Raw genomic sequence first — 25,966 nt, 5'->3', positions numbered from 1 at the left:
TGAATACTATGCAACCTTCAGCTCCACCTCATCTAGAATCTACAGAAACTATCTTTTCAAACTCTATTACAAGACTTGTTGTTTTTATTTGTTGGCTAGCCATTTTAGCTGATGGATATGATTTAGGTATTTACGGTGCCGTTCTACCAAAGCTCCTAGAAGACAATAGCTGGGCACTTTCACCAGCTCACGCTGGAACTATTGCCAGTTATGCTTTGTTTGGGATGTTTATTGGCGCTATTCTAGTTGGAACCATTACAGATCTAATTGGACGAAAATGGACACTTATATGCTGTTTAGCACTTTTTTCTATCACAATGGGCCTAGCTGCTATTGCTCCTTCTCCTGAATTATTTGGGCTATGGCGATTTATCGGAGGAATTGGACTAGGCGGTGTTATTCCAACAGCTTCCGCACTTACTGTTGAATATTCACCAAAAAAGCGACAATCTTTTATTTATGCTCTTATGTTTACTGGCTATCCTTTAGGTATCGTGTTAGGTGCTATTTTGTCTATATTTATGTTAGAAGACTTCGGATGGAGAATTATGTTTGGCATCGGAATGATTCCACTACTCCTCATTCCTTTCATTATTCGTTATTTACCCGAATCCATTCAATTTTTATTATCACGTAATCGCCAAGAAGAAGTGGACAAAATTCTTAATCGTTTTCAAATTGAATTCTATGCAAAAGATGAAACTCATCAAGCCCCATCTAATATACGAAAGAGAAATGGGTTTCTTACGCTATTCTCAAAAGAATACATAAAATCAACACTGCTTTTTTGGCTCACTTATATAATGGGGATGTTTTTAATATACGGTTTAAATACTTGGTTACCGCAGATGATGCGCCAAGCAGGATACCCTCTTGGATCTAGTTTATCATTTCTACTTATGCTAAATATTACTGCCGCTATCGGTGCATTATTTGCTGGAGCAATCGCGGATCGTATAGGAGCTAAAATTGTTATCAGCATCTCCTATCTTATGGCAGCTATATGTATTGGACTATTAACAATTAAACCATCTGTTACAATCATTTATCTTTTAATTGGTCTTGCTGGAATTGGATCAGTCGGTATTACTCAAATATTAAATGCATATGTGACACAATACTTCCCATCACATGTCCGAGCTACTTCCTTAGGCTGGGGACTTGGACTTGGTCGAGTTGGTGCGATTGCTGGTCCTATCCTTGTCGGTATTATTATGACAATGCAATACGACCTAGCTTGGAATTTTTACTTATTCTCATTCGCAGGTCTTCTCGCAGCTATATCTGTTTTCTTTATTCCTACAAAATGAAAAAGAGCACAAGCTTACTTGTGCTCTTTTTCATTTACTGTAAACAACATATCTCGAAACAATGTATTTAAACTCTCAATATCGATTCCTGATTTCTTTTCAATTCCTTTTACATATTGCTGATAGTAATGAATTTGTTCTTCTAAAAATTGATTTAACACCTTAACTTTCAATCCAACATCTAGTTCAGTACCTGCTTTTTTCTTTATTAATAACTTTTCAATTTCCTCTAACACACTATGCTCCAATGATAATTCTGTAATCAATCGATCAAATTCTACAGGAGGTAAAGTCGCTTTCTCCTCTAACCATTTACAAGCTAAAATAGGACGCAATACATAAAAGTACTTTTTCAATTTTACATTCTCACCTTGCAAAAATTCACGATAATTTTTTGAAGCCATATGTAAGTAATGATATATCGTTGCTTTTGGATCAAAATTCGTTTCACTCATTTGCTGAAGCTGTTCTGGAAAATTAGAGTTTTTCGAATAAAAAATTGGTGAACGAATCCATTCGAGTAAAGCTGGATTTGACTTTGCGAATAGTTGTAACGCTTTTTTTATATCCCATCCGCTTATATCTAAATCATCACTAATCGGATACTCAATTACATCTCGTTTATCATGAATTGATAAATACCATTCTACCGGATGCATATAAACGAATCTAACATCATAATCACTGTCTTTCGAAGGAAATCCCCAAGCACGACTCCCTGACTCCACTGCAAATAAAATTTTTACATCATTTTCTTTTTCAATTCTTTCTAACTCCACCTTAATTTTCTCTCTCATTTCATACCCTCTCCATTTTTTGATTATTTCCTTGGAAATTCGACAAATATACTACTCAGTTTACTACATACTAAAATAGCTGTCAGAAAACTCCTGACAGCCAGACAAAATTCTTTATTTTTTACTTATTCTTTTCTGTTACACTAACCGCAATTCGTTCAAACTCTTTTTGAATCTCCTCTTTATATGCGTCTACTTTTGAAAAATCCATAGCAGCAATATAAATTCGTTCTAATTTATCACGAACTGATTTCGCTTTCGCTAAGAAAGACATCGCCTCATTCATTTTTGCTTTATATTGAATGGAGACATCGCGAATTTCCTCTGCATACTTCTCATCCGTCCCTGGTGTCACAATAAGGGCATACATATCTATAATCTCATCACCTTCACGACTCGGAAAATATTCATGTGGTGCGGTGCTATCAAAAATTGCAAACCCTAATTCTCTTACGATAACCATATCAAGACTATTTGGATCAAATCCACAATGATATACTTCAACTTCAAACCCTTTTTCTTCTGCTACCTTAGCTAATTTTTTGAGCATTGTTGATTTCCCAGAGCCTGGGCGTCCTTTTATAAAATAACGATGTGGTAATCCTTCTGTTAAATTAGGAACAAAATCAACTGCTCCTTTCGGTGTAGCTGCTCCTAAAAAGCGATGTTTCACAAGCGATTGTTTCCCGCCTTTATCTGTAAATAATTTTTGAATCAGCTGATCGGTTAGTTCATTCGCTTTATTAAAATCAATATTACTAATATATATTTTCTCCCACTCATCATGTATAATTAACGCCTCGTTAAAACGAGCGTAAGCAGCTTGAAAAGCTTTGCTTGCTTCTGAAACAAAACGTTCAATTTCCGCTTTCTGCTTTCTTAATTTATCTGAATCCCAAGCAACCCCTAAATTTATATACTCCTCGACAACTCCTGGCATTTTCGGCTCAATAACATGCGGTGATGTTCCATCAACAATTCCTACTTTTAACTTCGGAATAATTACACCATCAACCGATTTATTATCAGAAGAACAGTGTAAAAATTCAATATCATATCCTTTTTCAACCCATTCACGGCCTATTGCCTTAATTAAAGAAGATTTCCCCGTTCCAGGGCCACCCTTTAAAATAAATAACCTGTTTAGCCCTTTTAAATTCTCTTCATATAAATTATGAAACCCTCTAGCTGTATTTCCACCAGCATAATAATTCAATATATTCCCTGTCACTGCACTCACTCCTTCGCAGCATTCTATTTACATAAGCTACAATATGCGAGCAACTTTATTTGGGTGAATACCTATTTTGTATTGCACAAAATAAGGAAATGAATTACAATTTTATTATATCAAAAATTCTGAACTTTAAATTAAATATACCTTTATCAAGAGAGGCAGAGGGACCGGCCCTTTGAAGCCCAGCAACCTCAGTTTATACAAACTGAATAGGTGCTAATTCCTGCAAAATGCATTGCATTTTGAAAGATAAAACGTAACTATTGTGTGCAAAACTCATCTTTCTTGATTATGAAAGGTGAGTTTTTTATATTTCAAAACATATATTGGAGGTATTTAAAGTGAAAGTAATTGACCTATCCCAAACATTTGAAAACAATATGTCTCAATTCCCTGGAACACCAAAAATCAATTTAGAAGCCATTACAAACGTTGAAGAAACAGGTTATCAAGTTACAGATTTTCATTCTGTCGTTCATGTTGGTACGCATTGCGATGCCCCTGCCCATTTCATTTCAGGCGCAACTACTATCGATCAATTACCCCTAGATCAATTTGTAGGCGAAGCTGTTCTTATTGATGTAACTCATGTACAAGAACGAAAATTACCTAAAGAAGTATTACACAATGCCGACATAAAAGAAGGGGATATTGTCATTTTCCATTCCAACCTATCTAATAAATGGAATACAAAAGCATATGAACAAGAAGCCTTTTATCTTTCCGAAGAATTAGCTGAAGAATTAGTTCAATTAAAAGTAAAATCTGTTGGTTTAGATTTCATTTCTCCTGACGAGGTAACGACAGAAACATCACCGATTCATCACATACTACTTGGGAATAATATTTATTTAATTGAAAACTTAACAAACTTAGATGCCATTAACACGAAACGTTTCTTTTTCTCAGCAGCACCTTTAAAAATTAAAGATAGTGATGGTGCTTTCGCAAGAGCATTCGCTGTTATTTTTTAAACAAATTATACAAAAAAGCAAAGATCATTATTGACCTTTGCTTCTATATTTTTTATTTAAACTAAGAAAGAATTGCTCGACACGAGGACGTACCCAAGCTAAATAATCTTTCTCTTTCTTCTTTGTACAAGCTATTTCTTCTCCATCTACCATCTCGACAAGCTCTAGCTCTAACAGTTGCCTCGTAAATGCTAACATATTTATTTCTTCGGCTGGATACTCTTCTTTTAATTTCTCCTCAATTTCCCCCAATAAAAAACCGTCACGCATCATTGCCAATGCATCAATCCAAAGTGGCGGCATTTCATATTTTTCTCCTGTAATTGTATCTTTTACAATATAATTCTTTTGCTCTTTTCGAAATTGAATTGTGTGCAAACATACAGTCGAATTTAATGTTAATTCCATCATACCACCTCTTTCATCATATCTGCATAGAAAAAAGGATGCGCGTGCACCCCTTCTTTTTCTAACACTACCGAACCGTTACATGAATAATAAATCTCATGTCGATATTTTCCTCCATTATAAACGAAGTATTTTATAAAAAAAACCCTTCTTGAAACATTTTATAAAATGTTTATATTTACACAACAAGAACACTTTTCTGAAAAATATTTTCTTCTAGCACATTATACTATCGGTAAAGAAATCTCCACTTTCGTTCCTATTCCCACGCTACTTTGGATCGCTATACTTCCTTGGTGTTCCTGAATAATTTTATATGTAATCATTAATCCAAGTCCCGTACCATTCTCCTTTGTTGTGTAAAAAGCCTTTCCAATCTTCTCTAACTTCTCCTTCTCTATACCAAAACCCTGATCTTCAACAGAAATACACAAATACCTTTCAGTTTTTTGATATGCACGGATATGAATATCTCCACCTTCTGGCATTGATTCTATTCCATTTTTAATAATATTTAATAACACTTGTTTTAATTGTTTATCATCACCATTTATAACAGGTAGATTCCCATCTACTTGCAAATGAAATCTCACTCTATATTGCGCTGCATAACCTTCCATTAGCTGTACAACATATAAAAGGATTTCCCGTATATTACGCCATTCATAATTCGTTGATTTCGGTTTTCCTAATAACATCAATTCACTAACAAACCCGTTAATTCTTTCAATTTCCTGTAACATAATGTCATAACTCATCGTATCTGCAGGGTTTCTTTCTTTTTGCATTTGGGCAAATCCTTTTAAAGCTGTTAATGGATTTCGAATTTCATGTGCGATTGTTGTAGACATAGTCCCAATCACAGCTAAATTCTCCGTCTCTTTCATATTGTTCATCATTTCAACAACTGTTCTTACATACGACTGAAATCGTTTTAACAAAGAATGTGAAATAATGAAATAGAATACACATAAAACAAGTGGAATTACCACTTTTAAATCTTGTAATAGCAATGTGAAAAGCACGTACTTTCCAATTACACTAAAGGAAACTAAATAAAAATATTTTCTATTCACGAAAACTGGAGCAAATAAAATTAATAACATTTCTACCATACTACCATGTTCAAAAGCTCTATCCGTTCTCAAATAAATCATTAAATTATTAACAAGATTGATAAACATGTACCCAAATAAAAATAAATATTTTACAGAATATACATACCCTCTTTTTTGAAGATATATCGAAATAGGAAATAATGCTATTACAAATATATATACACCTATCCCAAGGCTACCTTCTGGCCAACCTACCGCCGTTCCATTAATATTCATAGCAGGATACACAAAATAGTAAATAACGTCATATAAGAAAAAAATAATATAGAATAATAATATAAATACTTTTAAAGCTTTTCTTTCCTCATAAATCAAGCTTTTAAATTTGTTCATATACATACTCCTCATGATCTATACAAAAAAAACTTCCACTATTGTCTCCTTAAATTATAAGTATGAAATTGCTTTCAGTACAATATGTAACCTTCTAACACTAAAAGGAAGGAGAAATCTCCTTCCTTTTAGGAACAACTTATATCCATCTTACCCTATCATGTAGCAGCCCATCCGTAAAATCATTACTCCCCACTACAAAATCCTTCATATATAAATTTAAATATTCTCCATACTTACTTTCTGTATTTAATAATAATTCCTCTACATAATAGGCACCTTGTTTAAAGTTATCAAAAAGTAAACTACACAAGCCAGCATAAATTCCGCACCCTACTTGGAAGTAAGTTGCATTCGTTTTATATTTACGAAAAACTTGGCTACTATTCATTACGTTATACATATATGTCTCACTATTTTCATAAACGAGTAATACACCAACTAGATCCTCGCCCGCAATCTCTTCTTCGGCTGGATTAAATACTTTGCGATTCCAGTTCCATAGATCTTCTACCTTATCTAAATTCTGTCTAATTATATTTGTTGTATACTCGTTAATTCGGTAAAGAAACCCTACTTCCATGTTAAAGTTTTTCCCTAAAATTAAAACTTCCTCATGTGGCATTAAACAACCATAAAACTCTTTCTCTCCCAACTTTACTTTATACTCTGAAGCATATACATCTTCATAAAAGTAAAGAGGACGATGATGACTCATATACATCGGATAACTCCATATCGCTTCATCTAGAAATCGCTCTACTGCCCATGAAGCATACAGTGTATGAGGCTTTATAAGTGCTGTATCATGTAAAAATGACGTATCATGTTCTACTATATAGCATGCTCTTGGCTTTTCATTCGGGCGTTCCTTCATAAGTTCAACAGCCATCCATTGAACGACACCTGGATTCATACCTGATCCTATAATTGCTTTTGTATTTGTAAATTTCTCTTTTTCCTTCTCAAATTTCGTATATCTTTCCGTAAGCTGAAAGCCGATTAAACTATCGTCCTGATCTACTGCCTCATTTTCCAAAGCTGAATTAATATAACAAATTCCAAGTTCATTACAACAGCTTAATACTCTGATCGTATCTGCCCCTGAAACATCAATAACAATGCTCGTACTACTTTCTTTTAAATGCTTTTTAAATGTCACTACATCTTGGAGGTCTATTTCGGATAAAAACAATTGATCTTTCAAATTTGGAAACAACTCGTCATAATACGTCCTATCTTTTTGTTTTATATCAACCAAATAAAATGTAACATTCTTTATGACTTCATAAATCGGGTCTTTTTCATTTACTATCGCTTGATTTAAAATCGCTAAAACTGCTTTTGCTGCTCCACCAGCACTACCAAGTAATGTAATCGATAACGAATTTGAAAACTGCTCCACCAACAAAACCCCTTTAATATATTAGTTAAGCAGTTCTCCCTCAAAAAAATAAATTGAATACACCAAAAGATAGCTCGTACATATTTTTTATAATTTAGCACAAGGTTTCCTTTTCAACGGTCATACAAACATATTTATATTCAATTCATTTTTTCCCTCATATTCAAATTGTACTAAACAAATAGGCTCGACCTTTTCTTCTGCATATAAAAGAAAAAGCCAGCCCTTTCAACTAGTCTACGGACAATGGACAGATTTTACATGTTGAATATTTACATACATTTTCGCATCACGCGCTTTTAATATTTCAATATGCCCTTCATCAATCTTCGCCATCTTTCCGATCTTATTAGATTCCTCACCTAAATCGAACACCATGATTTTGCCAGACATTTTAATAAGTTGCTCTTCAAACGTTCGAGCTAACGTAATATTTAACGGATTCACAGGGAGTTCATTTTTATTGAGGGCATAAGGCACTTGATTTTCTTTATACGGAATTAACCATTTCAAATGCTTTAAAGATATATATACTGTTTTATAAACTGGACTATAAAAAACAATATAATCGTTCATTACACTTGTAACATATCCATGTATTGGAGCATTTCCAGCTACATAAATTTCTGTGAAAATCCCTTTAGAGGTACTTAATACTTTCCTCAAAGAAATAGAAGGAGATTCTCTCTTAATTACAGAATCTGCATCTGGTTTTGAGATTTCTTCATCATGTGGTCGTAAAAATTTATAATATTGTACATGGTATAAAGATATATATACGTAGTCTTGTCCATTGTAAAGAACAACTATATCATTTCCTACATCTATTAATACACCTTTAAATCTTTTTTCACCGATTAATTTAACATATATATTTTCCCCAATCCTTTTGTTTAACTCATTCATCTATATCCTCCTTCCTATGAATTTCCTCTTTCCTGTCTTTCATTTCTAAAAAAATAATCAGGGCAAAGTTCTGTTTTAATAGTAAGTAATTCCTTTTCATACTATCGAAATAAGAAATTGTTCTTCTCTTTCCCTCATAATGCCCCTCTTATTTATTAAACATTATTCATCTTCATTCTTTTTACATTTAACTACTTGACTCACACTCTTAATATGATAATTAATGATATAAATAACTTCATCACAGTTTACTAGTGTAATATATTCTTCATGAACTTCACTTAATAAACCTTCCACACACTCTGGACCACCACGATTAATCTTTACCCACTTATACGTCAAGTCACATAATACATCAACAAAAGTATCATCATCAGAGTAGAAACATGAAACATAGCCATCGTCACATTTACTTTCTTTCACTTTCTTAACTAGACTCTTCACATGTTTCAATTGATAATATACTAATTCACCAAGAGGAAGTTGTAATGTAAGGTAATCTCTCCCTAACGATACAAGTACCCCTACTCGACTCTCTGGTCCACGAAGATTTACTTTTACAGTCTCGCCGACCAAGCATTTAATTTGCTCACAGCATAATACATTCTCCAATTTCGTATCCCCCTTTCTTATTATCTCCCTCTACTTGATTGTCTTTGTGCACGAGCTCGGCCTGAATTATTGCTTTCACTATTACTTTCTTCGTCCTCTCCGCACTCTACTGTGACACTCTTAATATGGGATATTGCAACTAATATAACTTCTTCTTTTACAATTAATGTCACAAATTCACAAGAAACATCTTGTAAAATACCTTCAACTTTCTCTGGGCCACCACGATTAATTTTCACCCAGCGATATTTGAAGCTTTGAAGCAGCTTTTCAAAGTCATCTTCACACTCACATTCCAACCATTCACAATCATCTGCTTTACAATCTTTCACATTTTTTGTAACACTTTTCAGATGACGAATCTGATAGTAATAGAGCTCTCCTTTTTCATTCCTTAATACAAAGTAATCCGAGCATACTGCGACTATTGTCCCTTTTTGGGCCTCTGGACCACCTCTGTTTACTCTCACAAAAGATCCAATTAAGTCTTTCAGAAAATTACAATGAAATAAACTCACGAGAAAACCCCTTCCATTAATTTATAAGCTTTTGCACTGATAGTATATGTATCTGTACAGGTTACGTTCTCTATGTTTGTCCTAGCTAGAAAAAAATATGCTTTTAACATGGTAGACTACTACCTATCAAACTTCGAAGAAACAGTAAGCGCTCCTTAGGCTTTTGATATCTTTAAACAAAAAAATCCCGTATGAAGATACATTTCTGCCTATCTTCATACGGGATTTCCCATCGTTTAATCTTCGTCTTTAACATCCATATCTTCTGGAATTGGTTCGTTCAATATTTCTTCCACTAATTGCTTATATTTCTCCATTTGTTCTAAATGTGTATTGAATTGTTCTTTATTTAATAAATATTGCTCTCCATCAAATAGTGCACGAATTTTCTTTTGCTGAATTAACTCTTCAATATACGACTTTGGTAAATTCAAATACTCCGCAGCTTCTTCTACTGTTATATACAACTCGTTCATTCCTTTATTATTTTTTCCTATATACTGTATCTTACTTTATTTTTGTAAACAAATAAAAAAGATTTTGTAAATGCAACCTAAAAAGCAGGTAGATGCATTCCATATATTGTATAATAGTATATAGTAAGAATTTTTTAAATATAGAATGGTATTACCCATTTACACAAAGGAGAGTTAACATATGGCTACTCGTCACATCATTACAATGTTAGAAAAAACATTACAAATTGAAACAGAAAACACAATTTCTCATTTAACTGCATCTTTATCTGATCGTATTCTTTCTCAAAGCGCAGCAATACAGGAAAACAATTGTTACCATACAATTGGAGAATGGTACAAAAATCATTTCTTATTCCAACAAGAGGATTTCCTTTGGGCTAAATACGTTTTCTATGACGCATATTGTGAGGAAATAAAAAAACAAGGTCATCTTACAAAACGTGTTCGCCAAATATTAGAATCATTAGCTCGAATGCATGGAAAACAGTACATTGCTTCTATATTAAATATGCCATTTCCTAACGAACGAGCTAAAGGAACAGCATAATGTAATATTGTTCTGCGTCAACAAAGCATAGATTCATTATTTTCTAGGAAGATTTACAAATAAAACGTTCATGTCACATGAACTGATGAAACCGGTGTCATTATAATGATTGAAAATATAGTAAACAGGAAAACCCCCATTTATCTCTCTCTTCATTTGAATAGAGAAGTAAATGGGGGTATACTTGTTCCTTTACTATTTCATCATCTGCTTAATCAATTCACGATTTCTCTTCTTAAATACTTCATTATGCGAAGAAACCATTCCATACTCACTTGCATCTGGCTGAATAAATTGTTTCGCTTTATTTACAGCATTTCCAGCATCTTGGAATGCTCCCGCAATTAAGTGTAATTTTCCTTCATGCTTTAAAATATCCCCAGCGGCATATAATCCGTCTACTGAAGACTCACTATTTGCATTCCCTGCAATATAAAAATTATCTATAATCGCAACATCTAACTCACTATTTTCTAATAATGTAATGTCACGTTCATATCCATGATTAATAATAACTTCATCAATAAGTAAATGAGAAACTTCACCTGTCTCATGATTCGTTAATTCTACATATTCAATCGCTTCATGACTATCACCAGCAATTAATTTTGTAATCGATGTATGAAAGAAACACTCAGCTGAGCTGTTCAGCAGTTGCTTCACTTGTGCTTCATGACCAGATAATTCTTCTTTTCTATATGTTACATATACTTTTTTCGCGATTGGTTCTAATTCATTTGCCCAATCAACGGCAGAATTTCCTCCGCCGGAAATAATGATCGTTTTATCTTTGAAACGCTTTAAAGATTTCACTGTATAATTTAAATTCGATACTTCAAATCGCTCAGCACCTTCAATTGATAACTTTTGTGGTTTCAATATACCACTTCCAGTTGCCACAATAACTGTTTTTGAAAAGTGTTCTTTTCCATCGTTTGCTTTTAACGTAAAAGTGCCATCTTTATTACGAATAATCGATTCTACTTTTGTATTTAATACAACTTCCGGCTTAAATGTTAGCCCTTGTTGTACAAGTTGTTCAATTAATTTATCACCTGTAACTGGTAATAGTCCACCTACATCCCAAATCATCTTCTCTGGATAAACATGTATTTTTCCACCTAGCTGCGGTTGAAATTCTATTATTTTCGTTTTCATTTCTCTGAGTCCACTATAAAAAGCTGAATAAAGCCCTGCAGGCCCTCCGCCTATCACAGTTACATCAAACAATTCTTCTCGATTCATTCGTGCTCACTCCTCAGCTACTAATCATTGATTATCATTCTCAATAAAATATAACCTGTTTCTGCAAAATTTACAATTAAAATTACTATTGACAATACAACTAGATAAAATTATATTATTTAATGAATCAATAGTGATAATCATTATCAATTTGTTAATAATTAGAAAATTCGAGATTACATCTTCTTTTATTAGTATGGTCAATACTATATTGTGACATCTCACATTCAAGATTTTTAATAAATATTTTGTATTACCACTACTCTTTCAAAAAGATTGCAGTTAAACAAATTATTGTATACACATATCATCTATTTAAAGGAGACAGACGATGAAAAAGTTATTTATTTCACTAACAGTTCTTTTCGTCCTTGTTATGAGTGCTTGTAGCAATGGCTCTACAGACAAAAAGAATGATGCAAAAGGTAGTAAATCAGAAACAATTACATACCAATCTGAAAATGGTAAAGTAGAAGTTCCTGCAAATCCAAAACGCGTTGTTGTTTTATCATCATTCGCTGGTAACGTAATGTCATTAGGTGTAAATCTTGTTGGGGTAGATTCATGGTCTAAACAAAACCCTCGTTTTGATAGCAAACTTAAAGATGTTGCTGAAGTATCAGATGAAAATGTTGAAAAAATCGCTGAACTAAATCCAGATTTAATCATCGGTTTATCAAATATTAAAAATGTTGATAAGTTAAAGAAAATCGCTCCTACTGTAACATACACTTACGGAAAAGTTGATTACTTAACACAGCATTTAGAAATTGGTAAGTTATTAAACAAAGAAAAAGAAGCAAAAACTTGGGTTGATGACTTCAAGAAACGTGCACAAGAAGCTGGTAAAGAAATTAAAGCAAAAATCGGTGAAGATGCTACAGTTTCTGTTGTAGAAAACTTCAACAAGCAGCTTTATGTATACGGCGAGAACTGGGGCCGCGGAACAGAAATTCTGTACCAAGAAATGAAATTAAAAATGCCTGAAAAGGTAAAAGAAAAAGCATTAAAAGAAGGTTACTACGCATTATCTACTGAGGTATTACCTGAGTTTGCTGGTGATTACTTAATCGTAAGTAAAAACAAAGATACTGATAACTCATTCCAAGAGACAGAATCATATAAAAACATCCCAGCAGTAAAAAATAATCGCGTATACGAAGCAAACATGATGGAATTCTATTTCAATGATCCACTTACATTAGATTTCCAACTGGACTTCTTCAAGAAGAGCTTTCTTGGTAAATAATACAAACATGAGGAATTCTTAATTTAAGAATTCCTCTTCCTTTATTCTATGAAAAGAAAAGATGTGAAACGAATGACAAAAGAACATGACAATACACGTTCTATAGCTTTTACATACAAATTAATTTTAAGCATAATTGCATTCTTTCTTATTTTTATGGTGGCAATGGTATTAGGTGCTGCAGATACTTCAATAAAAGACGTATGGTTAGCACTCACTTCCTCCGCTAAAGGGGATAAAATATCTATTATTCGCGAAATACGTTTGCCCCGTGAAGTTGCTGCTATTTTTGTAGGAGCTGGACTTGCTGTTTCTGGAGCAATTATGCAAGGATTAACAAGAAATCCACTTGCCGATCCTGGATTATTAGGGCTATCTGGTGGAGCAAATGCTGCACTTGCACTAACACTTGCTTTCAACCCTTCCATCAGCTATCTTTACTTAACATTAGCTTGCTTTATCGGTGCTGCCGTTGGCGCAATTATGGTATTTGGAATTGGTATGGCGAAAAAAGGTGGGCTCTCTCCTCTTCGAATTGTATTAGCTGGTGCTGCCGTTTCAGCATTTCTACTCGCAATTTCAGAAGGGGTCGGCATTTACTTCAAAATTTCACAAGATGTATCACTGTGGACTGCTGGAGGCGTAATCGGAACTACTTGGAGCCAATTGAAAGTTATTATTCCAGTCATTTCAATTAGTATCTTTATCGCTATCTTACTAGCCAAAAAATTGACAGTTCTTAGTTTCAGTGAAGAAGTGGCTATTGGACTAGGTCAAAAAATTATTGTTATTAAAACCATTCTATTTATCATTATTATCTTACTTGCAGGTGCATCTGTAGCACTTGTCGGAAATATGGCATTTATCGGTTTAATGGTACCTCACATGGTACGCCCAATTGTCGGTCCAGATTACCGATTTGTTATACCAATGTCAGCAATTGCTGGGGCTTCCTTTATGCTACTTGCAGATACAATCGGACGTACCATTAACGCTCCGTACGAAACACCAGTTGCTGCTATTGTCGCAATTGTAGGATTACCATTCTTCCTATTCATTGTACGTAAAGGAGGAAAAATGTTCTCATGATCCCATCTATTCTAAGAAAACAACGTCTTATTATACTCGCTTTACTTATCCTAACCATTACAACTATTGTAATTGGAATGGGGCTCGGTTCAGCATCTTTATCTTATGATCGACTACTCCCAACATTAATGGGACAAGGAACTTTTAAAGAGGAGTTCGTTTTATACTCATTAAGACTCCCTAGAATTGTCATTACATTATTAGCTGGTATGGCTCTCGCTTTATCAGGAGCTATTCTGCAAGGACTTACCCGAAATGATTTAGCTGAACCTGGTATTCTTGGAATCAACTCTGGGGCCGGTGTTGCTGTTGCTATTTTCTTTTTATACTTTCCAATAGATGTAGGTTCATTTCTTTACTTACTACCTGTCGTTGGATTTATCGGAGCATTTCTAACAGCTGTTCTAATCTACGTATTTTCATATAGTAAATCAACTGGACTTCAGCCGGTGCGATTAACATTAACCGGTATCGGTTTTGCATTTGCACTATCTGGAATGATGATTGTCCTTATTTCATCCGCAGATCGTATGAAAGTGGACTTTATCGCCAAATGGATTGCCGGTAACATTTGGGGAGATGACTGGATCTTCGTTTTAGCAATGCTCCCATGGTTAATCGTATTCATTCCGTTCGTTTTCTATAAGGCAAATCGATTAAACATTCTAGCATTAAACGAGCCAGTCGCAATCGGCGTTGGAATTGAAATTGAAAAAGAACGCAGATACTTATTAGTTGCAGCCGTTGCGCTTGCAGCTGCAGCTGTTTCCGTAACAGGAGGAATTAGCTTTATTGGACTAATGGCTCCTCACATCGCAAAATCTTTAGTAGGTCCAAGACATCAAATCTTCATGCCTATCGCCCTTTTAATCGGTGGATGGCTATTACTATTAGCAGATACAATCGGAAGAAACATCGTTGAGCCTAACGGTATCCCAGCAGGTATTGTTGTCGCTTTAATTGGTGCTCCTTACTTTATGTATTTGTTGCTTAAGAAGGCATAGAAAGACCCTCAAGAGTCAAATCTTGAGGGTCTTTCTTGTTTCATTCTATTGCTGCCCATACCCTTCAAACTTCTTCGCCAAATTCTCCATCTCATCTTCTGGCAATAACTTAGGCTCTCCGACGCTTTTCGTTTGATAATAAATTTGCGCACAAAACTCAATTTCTTCCGCAACAGTAAATGCCATTTTTATGTTATTTGCACCTGCAATTAAACCGTGATTCGCAAGTAAAACAGCACGACGATCAATCATCCCTTCGAAAGCTGCCTCTGCTAATTGCTTCGTACCAAATGTTTCATAAGGTGCACAGCGAACATTAGGGCCTGCGAAAGCAATTAAATACGATACTGCGGGCAATTCCCATCCTAATGATGCAATTGTCTTCGCATAAGGAGAATGTGTATGCACAAGCGCATTTATATCTTCACGCTTTCTATAATAAATAAGATGCATATCGAGTTCGCTTGATGGTTTTCTCTCTCCCTCTACTACATCACCATCTAAGTTTAATATAACTACATCTTCAGGCTTCGTTTCATAATAATCTAAACCACTTGGGCTAATGGCAACAAGACCTTGCTCGCGATTGAAAATACTAATATTACCGCCTGTCCCCTTTGTTAAACCGCTAGAAATCATTTTCTTTCCATACGCTACAATTTCTTCTCTCTCTTTTTGTAATAACATATACATCCCCCTAAGTATGAAGCTTATGATGACTGAATTTTTAACTCTATCTACTTATTGAAATAGCCTTTTTAAGTTCTCCGTAAACGGTGGTTTTACAATCCCTTTTTCCGTAATAATCGCTGTTACATTTTCATGTGGCGTGACATCAAATGCTGGATTATATACTTTACTTTCTTTCGGAGCAGAATATTGTCCAAAGCGATTGATCACTTCAGAAGCATCTCTTTCCTCAATCGGAATTTCTTTTCCTGTCGGTGTTTTCAAATCAATTGTCGGTGTTGGTGCCGCTACATAAAACGGAATGTTGTAGTATTTCGCTAAAATAGATACACCCAATGTCCCAATTTTATTTGCTACATCACCGTTTGCTGCCACACGATCGCATCCAACGATTACCGCATCAATCTTCCCTTGTGACATGACCATAGCTGCCATATTATCCGTAATAACAGTGACGTCAATTCCCGCTCGCTGCAATTCTAATGCTGTTAACGTTGAACCTTGCAATCTAGGACGCGTTTCATCTGAATAGATTTTTAAGTCCCACCCTTTTTCTTTCGCTAAGTACATTGGAGCTGTTGCAGTACCATACTTAGTCGTCGCTAACGCACCAGCATTACAATGTGTTAACACTCCCATTCCATCATGGAATAACGTTAATGCATGTTCTCCAATTTGACGGTTAATTTCTTCATCTTCTCTATGAATCTCTTTTGCCTCTTCTAGTAATCTATCTTTCAACTGTGCGATTGATAAGTGAGCGTTTTCTAGCGCTATTACCTCCATTCTTTCAAGTGCCCAAAATAAGTTTACTGCTGTCGGTCTTGATGTTGCTAAGTATGCACATACCTTTTTTACTTCCTCTATCAATTCTTCTACCGTATTTTGAGTAACTTCCTTGGCTCCTAAATACACACCATAAGCTGCTGAAACACCAATCGCTGGCGCTCCTCTTACTTTCATTACTTGAATGGCATCCCACACACTTTCAGCTGTTTTAAAAGATTCATAGACAACTTCATTCGGTAATAATGTTTGATCTAATAAAACTAAAGCATCCTCTTTCCACTGGATTGGTATTAATTGCTCTTCCATCATCTTCTCCCCTTACTTCGCGTAGTGCATCGACTGTTCTTTTAACGTTCCTACAAAGCTTGTACCTGTTTTATATTGATTCGCTCGTAAAATAAATTTCTTTGCAACTTGAAGACAAATACGTTCCGCTCTAGCACGTGCTTCCTCATTCTCAATACAAGTAATGTCTTGTACTTTCGCTAGCCCAACAATACGACGAATTAACTCGAGACCCGTCACCGCAGCTGTATCCTCTAATACAGATTGTAAATAGATTTCGTTAAAGCCTTCTTCCTTCGCCATAATCTCTGTCACATGAATATCCCAAGCGTCTAAAAACTTCTTCTTAAATAAATCAATTACCTCTACCATTGTCGATTGTAACCAATCCATATACGTATCTTTCTCAGCTCCAGCTGACATCGTTGCATCTGCATTTACCCAAGCAAACATTAAATTCGCCATTACATTCCCGATGTCATATCCCATCGGCCCATAAAAGGCAAACTCAGGATCAATAACCTTTGTAGAATCATCTCTTACAAAAACAGAACCAGTATGCAAATCACCGTGAAGAAGCGCCTGTGCATTCGTCATAAAAGAAAATTTCAGCTTTGCTACTTCCATACGAAGCTCTTTATCACTATAAATACGCTCTCTAATCCATCCTTCATTTAACGGAAACAGCTCATTACGCTTATTATGATTTGTAAATGGCTCGGCGTATACGAGGTCTTCTGTAATCTCACATAATTCAGGATTTATATAATTCTTCACCAGTTCCTTCTTCTCTTTATGATTCATTACAACATCCGATGTTAATAAGAGTGTATTTACCAAAAAGGTCGTTAAATCATCTGCAAGCTTTGGAAACATTTGATGATTTATAAGTGCTGTACGTAATATTGTATGGTCCGATAAATCTTCCATTACACAACAATTCATCACACTATCAAAAAAATACACCTTTGGAACAAGCCCAGGTGCTAACTCTTCCTCTAACTGCAAAACATCTGATTCTATACGGATACGATTCGTCGACAACTTAAACTCATCTGAAATACGTGCTGTATCCCCAGCTTGCTTTACAATGACAGAAATGTTCTCCTTTTCATCCCAAACGCGAAACACATAATTTAAATTACCATCACCTATTTCTTTACACTTTAGCCCCTTTACATGTTCAAACTTAGATAATTTCTCTTTCACATATACAATCACATCGTTAGCTTCCATTAAAAAATACTTCGTGAACTTAGACATGGTTTCCCCTCCACACTAATTGTAAGCGTTTTCTAAAAGCTATAAAAAATAATAGGATTAAATCTTTCATCCTATTATATATGTTCTTCTTTTTGAAATGTATATCTAGGTTTTATTATATCTTGTTAGCACTTTGAGTCAATGTTTCTAATTATCATTACAATATACTTCTTAATTATATATTTGAGAGGACAAAAATTGTTCAAAAAGATTCTAATTCATTTTATTTTCTTTATCGCACAATTCTTTGTAAAATAGAAATAAGCAGTTCCTTTTCAAAAAGACAACTTCTAAGAAATATTTCCTTCCTATGATTTATACTTACAACATATCTCTAACATACACACTACACTTTCAAACACTCATTGAAAATTTATGACATAAAAATTACCTTTTAATTCTCTAATAATCTTAATTGAGAATAAATATTAATTAAATTGATATAAAGTTCGTTTATTCTCTTGACAAAATAACCACTTCTATATGATAATTAATATCGAATTAGAATTATTATAGTTAATTAAAAAATATATTTTATGAGCACACTATTTTTTGATGCTCAAAACCAACATTTAGGAGGAATTTTAATATGTTATTAATCGGCACAGAAGTAAAACCGTTTAAAGCTAATGCTTACCATAATGGAGAATTTATCCAAGTTACTGACGAAAGTTTAAAAGGAAAATGGAGTGTAGTTTGTTTCTACCCAGCTGACTTCACATTCGTTTGCCCAACTGAACTTGAAGACTTACAAAACCAATATGCAACTCTTAAAGAGTTAGGGGTTGAAGTATACTCTGTATCTACAGACACTCACTTCACTCACAAAGCATGGCATGATAGCTCAGAAACTATCGGTAAAATCGAGTACATCATGATTGGTGACCCAACTCGCACAATCACTACAAACTTCAACGTTTTAATGGAAGAAGAAGGTCTTGCTGCTCGTGGTACATTCATCATCGATCCAGACGGCGTTATCCAATCTATGGAAATCAATGCTGACGGTATCGGCCGTGACGCAAGCATTCTTGTTAACAAAATTAAAGCAGCTCAATACGTACGTAACAACCCAGGTGAAGTTTGCCCAGCTAAATGGCAAGAGGGTTCTGCAACACTTAAACCAAGCCTTGACCTTGTAGGCAAAATCTAAGGAGTTCGATCAAAATGATACTAGATGCAGATATAAAAACACAACTATCCCAATATCTTCAATTAATGGAGAACGATATTTTACTTAAAGTAAGCGCAGGAGACGATGACGTATCTAAAGATATGTTAGCTCTAGTAGACGAATTAGCTACTATGTCATCTAAGATTACAGTAGAAAAAGTTGAATTAGAGAGAACACCAAGCTTTAGCGTAAACCGCCCTGATGAAGACACTGGTGTCGTATTCGCTGGTATTCCATTAGGACACGAATTTACTTCATTAGTGTTAGCTTTACTACAAGTAAGTGGACGCGCTCCAAAAGTTGAACAAAAATTAATCGATCAAATTAAAAACATTCAAGGCGAATATCATTTTGAATCTTATATCAGCCTAAGTTGTCATAACTGTCCTGATGTTGTACAAGCTCTTAACGTAATGAGCGTTCTTAACTCTGGTATTACACATACTATGATTGATGGCGCTGCATTCAAAGAGGAAGTAGAAAGCAAAGACATCATGGCAGTACCAACAGTTTTCCTAAACGGCGAATCTTTCGGAAGCGGTCGTATGACACTTGAAGAAATTTTAGCTAAAATGGGTAACGGTCCAGATGCATCAGAGCTTTCTGATAAAGATCCATACGATGTTCTTGTTGTTGGTGGCGGCCCTGCTGGTGCAAGTGCAGCAATTTATGCAGCACGTAAAGGTATCCGCACTGGTATCGTTGCTGAACGCTTCGGTGGTCAAGTAATGGATACTATGGGTATTGAGAACTTCATCAGCGTAAAACGCACTGAAGGTCCTAAGCTAGTAGCAAGTCTTGAAGAGCACGTAAAAGAATACGACATCGATGTAATGAATCTACAACGTGCGAAACGTTTAGAGAAAAAAGAACTTATTGAAGTGGAACTTGAAAACGGCGCTATTCTGAAAAGTAAGAGCGTAATCGTTTCAACAGGTGCTCGCTGGCGTAATGTTGGCGTACCAGGTGAAGCTGAGTTCAAAAATAAAGGTGTAGCATACTGTCCACACTGTGACGGTCCATTATTCACTGGAAAAGACGTAGCAGTTATCGGCGGAGGTAACTCTGGTATTGAAGCGGCTATCGACTTAGCAGGTATTGTTAAGCACGTAACTGTTCTTGAATTCATGCCAGAATTAAAAGCTGATGCTGTATTACAAGAGCGTCTTAACAGCTTACCAAACGTAACTGTTCTGAAAAACGTTCAAACGAAAGAAATCACTGGTACTGATAAAGTAAACGGTATTTCTTACATCGATCGTGAAACTGAAGAAGTTCATCACGTTGAATTACAAGGTGTATTCGTACAAATCGGTCTTGTGCCAAACACAGACTGGTTAGGCGAAACAGTTGAACGCGTTCGCGGTGAAATCGTAACAGACAAGCACGGCGCTACAAACGTACCAGGAGTGTTTGCTGCAGGTGACTGTACAAATAATCCGTACAAACAAATCATCATCTCTATGGGTTCAGGTGCAAACGCAGCTTTAGGTGCATTTGATTACTTAATCCGTAACTAATAAAAAAACAGGTGCCTTGGCACCTGTTTTTTTATTACCCTAATGTATAAACTAAAAACCTCTCATTCCCATTCTTCTCATAAGCACCTGGCAATCTAACTTCTTTCTTCAGCTCAAACGCAGTCTGATTTTCTAAGAAGAAAATATAGTCCTCAGAAGGATAATATAAAATAATATCCACTTCTCTCTCTGTTTCCTCTACCGAAAGCAAAATATTATTTACTACGTTCATAAATACTTGTACAGAAAATGGATTAAAGAAATAAAATCGGTTATCACGTGGATTAATCTCATATTCCTGCGCTAAACAACATTCAAACCCAATCTTATCTTTACTGTTTCGTACCTTTCGTGCATAACGATCACGATTATCCATCGCTTCGTTATAAAACTCTTCATTCATTTCAATTCCAATCGCTGAAGCACCACACTTATGGTGCATATAAAAGTTTAATCGTCCTTTTCCGCATCCAAAGTCTACCATTCGGTCACTACTTCTTATTTCATATTGATTCAATAACTCATCTAATCCACTATATGGCGTCGGTTCATATCGGTGATAATGCATAGATTTGTTAAATCCTTTTTGCTCACCAACTGTTTTTATATGTAAAACTGCATCATAATATTGTTCGTTCATTGATTTTCTCCTATTAAGAAATGGTACTTATTATTATACACCATGTACTGGAGAGGGATTTTTCATCAAATTAATAGGTACGTGAAATTATATTAACGATTTTCTTAATATATCTATCATAACTTCAAATATATCAACGATTTTCTCAATATATCTATCATAACTCAAAATATATCAACGTTTTTTCAAATATATCGATTTACCGACAATTCACGACAAAAAAACAGGAGCTCTCTAGCCCCTGTCTTCTAACACTTTCAATACAGTTTGTTTTAATATTTCTACCCCATCCATAATACAACTATGATCAAACTTCATATACGGATGGTGTAATCCAGGTTGTAGGTCTGCTCCTAATCCAAGCATGACAGCTTTTAAATGTGGTCTCTTCACTGTGTAGTAATGGAAATCATCGCTTCCTGTCGTATAAAGTGGTCCCGTACATTTATCTTCCCCATACACTTCAAGAATACCTTTACGCATAAATCGCTCAGCTTCTTCTGAAACTTCAGCTCCTGGTGCGAGATCAATCCACTCATATGAAGTTTTCGATCCCATCGATGCAGCTGATTCTATGACATGCTCTATCTTTTTCTTTAACTCTTCTAATAGTGTATTATTCTCTGCCCTTACATCTAAACTAAAATGACCGTTACCCGGAATAATATTTAAATTATCACCACCAGCTTGGCACCTCGTCATCTTTACTGAATAGGAACTTTGCGGTGGTAGCCATATGTTTTTCAAACCAATATTAATCATGGAAATAACATCAATCGCATTTATCCCTTGATGTGGGCGTGCTCCATGTGCATCTTCTCCGTGAATCGTACCCTCTAAAAATCCTGCTGCTCCGTGACGAATTGATGGGGCAGCTTGTTTCAAAGATAGTTCTTCAATTGGGCGCAAATGAACACCGAATAGGAAATCCGCATCATCCACAGCACCTTTCTCTACCATTTTTAAAGCTCCATTCCCTTTCTCTTCTGCCGGCTGAAAAATAAATCGAACCGTACCGCTTTTCCATCTCATATTCTTTAATTGTAAAATAAGCCCCATTACAATCGTCATATGAGCATCGTGACCACACGAATGATTCGCCTTAAATTCTCCATTCACTTCTTGCCAAAGTGCATCCATATCAGCACGAATCGCAATAACTGGATTTCCGCTTCCAATTTCAGCAATCACGCCTGGACAATCATCAAATATTTTATATGAAATTCCTTCTTCTTTTAAAAAGTTAGTAATATACGCTGTCGTTTCATACTCTTTCCAACTCACTTCAGGGTTTTCATGTAAATGCTGAAAAATTTCAGTTAAACGCTCTTGTAGTTCTAATGTTTTCAAAGCTACATTCTCCTTCCCAAATTCCAAAACCATTCAGGTTAATTATACTTATGAAAAACAGATGTTTTTATGAACATATTGAATTTTAAGAAAAAAGTCAATTATTTATTTTTAAACACTTAAAAAGCTTACTCTACATCTATATTACAAACTACACAAACAACTAGAATATTAATTATTTTCTGTCTTTTATGTTGACGCTTACATATATTTTTAGTTATCATAACCTAATAAACGTCTATTTTACGACAATTCTAAAAATACAAACATACATAACAAGGAGGACATTTATGAAAAAAGAAATACCTTTTGGTGTAGCCATGATCCCTATTATCATTACAGTTGCAGTTATGATGGTTACAATTGTTGTATTAAAACAAAGCCCTCACGTCCCACTTATTATCGGTACAACCGTTGCTTCTATCGTCGCTTGGCGTTACGGTTACAAATGGAACGATATTGAAGAAGCAATGTATAAAGGAATTCGCCTCGCATTACCCGCTATCGTTATCATCATTCTAGTAGGTTTAACGATCGGTGCCTGGATTGGCGGCGGAATCGTCGCAACAATGATTTATTACGGTTTAAATCTTTTAACTCCATCACTATTTTTAGTTTCAATTACAATTATTTGTTCTATTGTTGCATTAGCTATCGGTAGCTCTTGGTCTACAATGGGAACAATTGGTGTTGCAGGAATGGGAATTGGCCTAAGTATGGGAATCCCAGCTCCAATGGTTGCCGGTGCTATCATTTCCGGTTCTTATTTCGGCGATAAAATGTCACCGCTTTCAGACACAACAAACTTAGCCGCAGGATTAACAAATACAGATTTATTCACACATATTCGTCATATGTTATTTACTACAATTCCAGGTTTAATTATTACTCTTATCGTTTATGCGTTCTTAGGAAGAAGCTTCGGCGCTAACAATATTGATGCCAAAAGTATCGAGCAAACGTTACAAGTCTTGCAACAAAACTTTGTTATCTCACCTTTCCTATTAATCATACCCGTAGTCGTTATGGTGTTGGTTGCTAAAAAAGTTCCTGCTATACCAGCCATTCTCGTCGGTATTATTTTAGGATTTTTATCCCAAGTCTTTATTCAAGGTGGTTCTGTCTCCGCATCTGTCGGTGCACTCCAAGCTGGATTTGTTATAGACACTGGAAACAAGCTAGTAGACGAACTATTTAACCGCGGTGGCTTAGATTCGATGATGAATACAGTCTCTATGACAATTGTCGCTATGACTTTCGGAGGAGTACTAGAACATACAGGGATTCTTCGCTCCATTGTAAATCAAATTTTAAAATTAGCGACATCAGCAAAGGGGCTTATCGCTTCTACTATCGCATCTTGTTTTGCAACAAACCTTACTTGCTCTGAACAATATATTTCAATTGTTGTCCCTTCAAGAATGTACGCAAATGCATACACAGAAAAAGGACTACATTCAAAAAACTTATCCAGAGCATTAGAAGATGGTGGAACATTAACTTCTGTTTTTGTACCTTGGAATACATGTGGTGTATTCATACTCGCAACACTTGGAGTTGGTGCATTCGAATATGCTCCTTATGCTATTTTGAATTTCATTGTACCTATTATCTCGATCATTTACGGTATAACTGGTCTCACAATTACAAAACTATCAGACATTGAAAAAGCAGAACTACTAAAGAAACAAAAAGCTCAACTAGAAGCTTAAAAATAGCGGTAAATTCAGTTCATATATTGCGCGAGGACGCCCTTGTTGATAAGGCATTTCCTCGCCGCAAATATGAGCATACCCATAATCAACTAGTTTCTTTAACAGCCTTTCTGTCGATCTTCGAGTCACTTGTAAGTATTCAGAAAGATCTGCTGCTGTAAACTTCAATGACGGGTGCGATTGACTAAATTGAATAATTTTTGATAAGTTTGCTGGACTCAGTTTCGTTTCTTTCGCTATTTTCATTAGTGCCGGGTTGTCATTCTTCAAGCTTTGTACTCTCTGTTCTTTCGGGAACGGACCAAATAGTTCTTTATCACTTGTTAGTATATAAAAACAGTGGTCTATTGGATTGTTCTTCGCAAAACCTTGAGCGATTTTAGCATTTTGCTCTGCTTCCTTCACAGTTTTTCCGTAACCAAATCCAATAGCTATCGTTCCTTCTATATTCACAAATAAATTATTTATCATATTTGTTTTTATAATCGATTCAATATCACCACGAGTCGTATACAAAATGAACGTCATTTCATCAATTTTTTTGAATGAACCACGTAGTTCTTTTGAAATGACATCTAATTGCTCAAGCAAACCTTCTCGTAATTCTAAAGAAGAAATCATACAAGCACCAACAGTAGCTGAATGACTTTTTGCTAACTCAGCTTTTATTTTTGCATCTTTTAACCCATGTATAATGGATTGCTTTGGATCTATCATACGTTTTGAAGGGATACCTATTTTTTGAAGTTCATCATAGACAGCATGAATACTAGTTAAAGCTAAATGAGCTTCTCCAGATTGATATTTAGCTACATGAAAATCAATAACTCTATTTATTTCATCTTTACTCCACAGCATATTTTCATAATCAAACACTTGTGGACTTTCTTTTATTCCGATATCATGGAACACATTTGTAATAAACGAGCGGTCTACTAAATCGATAGAAATATTATGTGGTTGAATACTTTGATGATACATAATAGAAAGAATGGAAGATGCGACAGTTGTCTCGTCTTGCTGTAAGTACGTACTTGGAATTCGTAATTGTTCTCTTATTTCTTTTGCCATATAATAAGGTAAAGCACCTGAGAAAAAGATGACATCACAAGGCTTTAAACGCTTTAATAGTTCAGAAGATTCTGCAGGATGAAGGTAAATATATGGATCAATCTCTATTTCTTCTAGTTTATGAGCAATAGGTAAAATTGTCTCCATAAACTCTTTTGAACCGACAACCGCAATTTTTATCATCATTTCTCTAACTCCTTATCATTAATTAACGACTATTTAACGTCAACTATATCAA

25 protein-coding genes and 1 riboswitch are annotated in these 25,966 nt (G+C 35.0%); of the genes, 9 read left to right on the top strand and 16 right to left on the bottom strand.

The window, feature by feature from the left end:
* The first annotated feature begins 8 nt into the window (after positions 1–8).
* A complete protein-coding gene (locus ATN06_RS02155) occupies positions 9–1,310 on the top strand; it encodes an MFS transporter (RefSeq protein ID WP_060629364.1) in 1,302 nt (433 codons plus the stop codon).
* A 14-nt stretch (positions 1,311–1,324) separates the two neighbouring features.
* Here the strand turns inward: ATN06_RS02155 and ATN06_RS02150 are convergent, their stop codons facing one another.
* Positions 1,325–2,107, bottom strand: a complete 783-nt coding sequence (locus tag ATN06_RS02150) for a nucleotidyltransferase domain-containing protein (RefSeq protein ID WP_060629363.1) — start codon at positions 2,105–2,107, stop codon at positions 1,325–1,327.
* A 121-nt stretch (positions 2,108–2,228) separates the two neighbouring features.
* A complete protein-coding gene (locus ATN06_RS02145; RefSeq protein WP_060629362.1) occupies positions 2,229–3,338 on the bottom strand; it encodes a PRK06851 family protein in 1,110 nt (369 codons plus the stop codon).
* 149 nt (positions 3,339–3,487) lie between these two features.
* A riboswitch (SAM riboswitch) is annotated at positions 3,488–3,600 on the top strand.
* An 85-nt stretch (positions 3,601–3,685) separates the two neighbouring features.
* Here ATN06_RS02145 and ATN06_RS02140 point away from each other — a divergent pair.
* Positions 3,686–4,318: a cyclase family protein gene (locus tag ATN06_RS02140; protein WP_060629361.1), complete on the top strand. Its 633-nt coding sequence runs from the start codon at positions 3,686–3,688 to the stop codon at positions 4,316–4,318.
* Between the two features lie 27 nt (positions 4,319–4,345).
* On the opposite strand, the gene ATN06_RS02135 is transcribed toward ATN06_RS02140, so the two are convergent.
* The 7 genes from ATN06_RS02135 to ATN06_RS02105 all read right to left on the bottom strand — a co-directional run bounded on the left by ATN06_RS02135 (position 4,346) and on the right by ATN06_RS02105 (position 10,094).
* Complete coding sequence (locus ATN06_RS02135) at positions 4,346–4,726, bottom strand: hypothetical protein (RefSeq protein WP_000424105.1); 381 nt, start codon at positions 4,724–4,726, stop codon at positions 4,346–4,348.
* Positions 4,727–4,950: 224 nt separating this feature from the next.
* On the bottom strand, positions 4,951–6,177 hold the full coding sequence (locus ATN06_RS02130; RefSeq protein ID WP_060629360.1) for an ATP-binding protein: 1,227 nt from the start codon (positions 6,175–6,177) through the stop codon (positions 4,951–4,953).
* 139 nt (positions 6,178–6,316) lie between these two features.
* Positions 6,317–7,582, bottom strand: a complete 1,266-nt coding sequence (locus ATN06_RS02125; RefSeq protein ID WP_060629359.1) for an S-adenosylmethionine decarboxylase related protein — start codon at positions 7,580–7,582, stop codon at positions 6,317–6,319.
* A 237-nt stretch (positions 7,583–7,819) separates the two neighbouring features.
* On the bottom strand, positions 7,820–8,488 hold the full coding sequence (locus ATN06_RS02120; protein ID WP_060629358.1) for an LSm family protein: 669 nt from the start codon (positions 8,486–8,488) through the stop codon (positions 7,820–7,822).
* Positions 8,489–8,650: 162 nt separating this feature from the next.
* On the bottom strand, positions 8,651–9,100 hold the full coding sequence (locus ATN06_RS02115) for a hypothetical protein (protein ID WP_060629357.1): 450 nt from the start codon (positions 9,098–9,100) through the stop codon (positions 8,651–8,653).
* 20 nt (positions 9,101–9,120) lie between these two features.
* Positions 9,121–9,618: a hypothetical protein gene (locus ATN06_RS02110; RefSeq protein WP_060629356.1), complete on the bottom strand. Its 498-nt coding sequence runs from the start codon at positions 9,616–9,618 to the stop codon at positions 9,121–9,123.
* A 236-nt stretch (positions 9,619–9,854) separates the two neighbouring features.
* Positions 9,855–10,094: a helix-turn-helix domain-containing protein gene (locus ATN06_RS02105; RefSeq protein ID WP_001004507.1), complete on the bottom strand. Its 240-nt coding sequence runs from the start codon at positions 10,092–10,094 to the stop codon at positions 9,855–9,857.
* Between the two features lie 181 nt (positions 10,095–10,275).
* Here ATN06_RS02105 and ATN06_RS02100 point away from each other — a divergent pair, with 181 nt between their 5' ends.
* Positions 10,276–10,644 carry a hypothetical protein gene (locus ATN06_RS02100; RefSeq protein ID WP_060629355.1) on the top strand — a complete coding sequence of 123 codons (369 nt, stop codon included), beginning with the start codon at positions 10,276–10,278 and terminating at the stop codon, positions 10,642–10,644.
* Positions 10,645–10,839: 195 nt separating this feature from the next.
* On the opposite strand, the gene ATN06_RS02090 is transcribed toward ATN06_RS02100, so the two are convergent.
* Entirely contained in the window at positions 10,840–11,889 is a 1,050-nt protein-coding gene (locus ATN06_RS02090; protein WP_060629354.1) for an NAD(P)/FAD-dependent oxidoreductase, read from the bottom strand.
* Positions 11,890–12,220: 331 nt separating this feature from the next.
* Here ATN06_RS02090 and ATN06_RS02085 point away from each other — a divergent pair, with 331 nt between their 5' ends.
* From ATN06_RS02085 to ATN06_RS02075, 3 genes are read left to right on the top strand one after another with little or no spacing between them, the layout of a single operon-like run.
* A complete protein-coding gene (locus ATN06_RS02085; protein ID WP_000732578.1) occupies positions 12,221–13,138 on the top strand; it encodes an iron-hydroxamate ABC transporter substrate-binding protein in 918 nt (305 codons plus the stop codon).
* Positions 13,139–13,186: 48 nt separating this feature from the next.
* Positions 13,187–14,227, top strand: coding sequence for a FecCD family ABC transporter permease (locus ATN06_RS02080; protein ID WP_060629353.1), 1,041 nt, complete (start codon positions 13,187–13,189; stop codon positions 14,225–14,227).
* Positions 14,224–15,231, top strand: coding sequence for a FecCD family ABC transporter permease (locus ATN06_RS02075; protein WP_000613093.1), 1,008 nt, complete (start codon positions 14,224–14,226; stop codon positions 15,229–15,231). The genes ATN06_RS02080 and ATN06_RS02075 overlap by 4 nt, the downstream gene beginning before the upstream one ends.
* Before the next feature lie 45 nt (positions 15,232–15,276).
* On the opposite strand, the gene ATN06_RS02070 is transcribed toward ATN06_RS02075, so the two are convergent.
* Genes ATN06_RS02070 through mtnK form a run of 3 tightly spaced genes read right to left on the bottom strand, consistent with a single transcriptional unit; the run spans position 15,277 to position 18,258 of the window.
* Complete coding sequence (locus tag ATN06_RS02070) at positions 15,277–15,918, bottom strand: L-fuculose-phosphate aldolase (protein ID WP_000926547.1); 642 nt, start codon at positions 15,916–15,918, stop codon at positions 15,277–15,279.
* Positions 15,919–15,972: 54 nt separating this feature from the next.
* The gene (gene mtnA / locus ATN06_RS02065) at positions 15,973–17,016 is read right to left on the bottom strand and encodes an S-methyl-5-thioribose-1-phosphate isomerase (RefSeq protein WP_060629352.1); all 1,044 of its coding nucleotides are present in this window, start codon (positions 17,014–17,016) and stop codon (positions 15,973–15,975) included.
* Positions 17,017–17,028: 12 nt separating this feature from the next.
* A complete protein-coding gene (mtnK, locus tag ATN06_RS02060; protein WP_060629351.1) occupies positions 17,029–18,258 on the bottom strand; it encodes an S-methyl-5-thioribose kinase in 1,230 nt (409 codons plus the stop codon).
* A gap of 589 nt (positions 18,259–18,847) precedes the next feature.
* Between mtnK and ahpC the strand changes: the two genes are divergently transcribed.
* Entirely contained in the window at positions 18,848–19,411 is a 564-nt protein-coding gene (gene ahpC, locus ATN06_RS02055) for an alkyl hydroperoxide reductase subunit C (protein WP_000924422.1), read from the top strand.
* A 14-nt stretch (positions 19,412–19,425) separates the two neighbouring features.
* Positions 19,426–20,952, top strand: a complete 1,527-nt coding sequence (gene ahpF, locus ATN06_RS02050; RefSeq protein ID WP_060629350.1) for an alkyl hydroperoxide reductase subunit F — start codon at positions 19,426–19,428, stop codon at positions 20,950–20,952.
* A gap of 34 nt (positions 20,953–20,986) precedes the next feature.
* On the opposite strand, the gene ATN06_RS02045 is transcribed toward ahpF, so the two are convergent.
* Positions 20,987–21,592, bottom strand: coding sequence for an SAM-dependent methyltransferase (locus ATN06_RS02045; RefSeq protein WP_060629349.1), 606 nt, complete (start codon positions 21,590–21,592; stop codon positions 20,987–20,989).
* A gap of 234 nt (positions 21,593–21,826) precedes the next feature.
* Positions 21,827–22,942 (bottom strand): M20 peptidase aminoacylase family protein, encoded by a 1,116-nt coding sequence (locus ATN06_RS02040; protein ID WP_000853526.1) that lies wholly within the window; start codon positions 22,940–22,942, stop codon positions 21,827–21,829.
* A gap of 290 nt (positions 22,943–23,232) precedes the next feature.
* Between ATN06_RS02040 and nhaC the strand changes: the two genes are divergently transcribed.
* Complete coding sequence (gene nhaC, locus ATN06_RS02035; protein WP_000711543.1) at positions 23,233–24,654, top strand: Na+/H+ antiporter NhaC; 1,422 nt, start codon at positions 23,233–23,235, stop codon at positions 24,652–24,654.
* On the opposite strand, the gene ATN06_RS02030 is transcribed toward nhaC, so the two are convergent.
* The gene (locus ATN06_RS02030; protein ID WP_060629348.1) at positions 24,643–25,914 is read right to left on the bottom strand and encodes a hypothetical protein; all 1,272 of its coding nucleotides are present in this window, start codon (positions 25,912–25,914) and stop codon (positions 24,643–24,645) included. The two genes, nhaC and ATN06_RS02030, sit on opposite strands and share 12 nt — an antisense overlap.
* Between the last annotated feature and the right edge of the window lie 52 nt (positions 25,915–25,966).

Origin of the sequence: Bacillus thuringiensis, from assembly GCF_001455345.1 — a bacterium.
Lineage (GTDB): Bacteria > Bacillota > Bacilli > Bacillales > Bacillaceae_G > Bacillus_A > Bacillus_A thuringiensis_N.
Note: the sequence above shows the minus strand (reverse complement) of the source record. Positions and strands in the feature narration are given on the sequence as shown.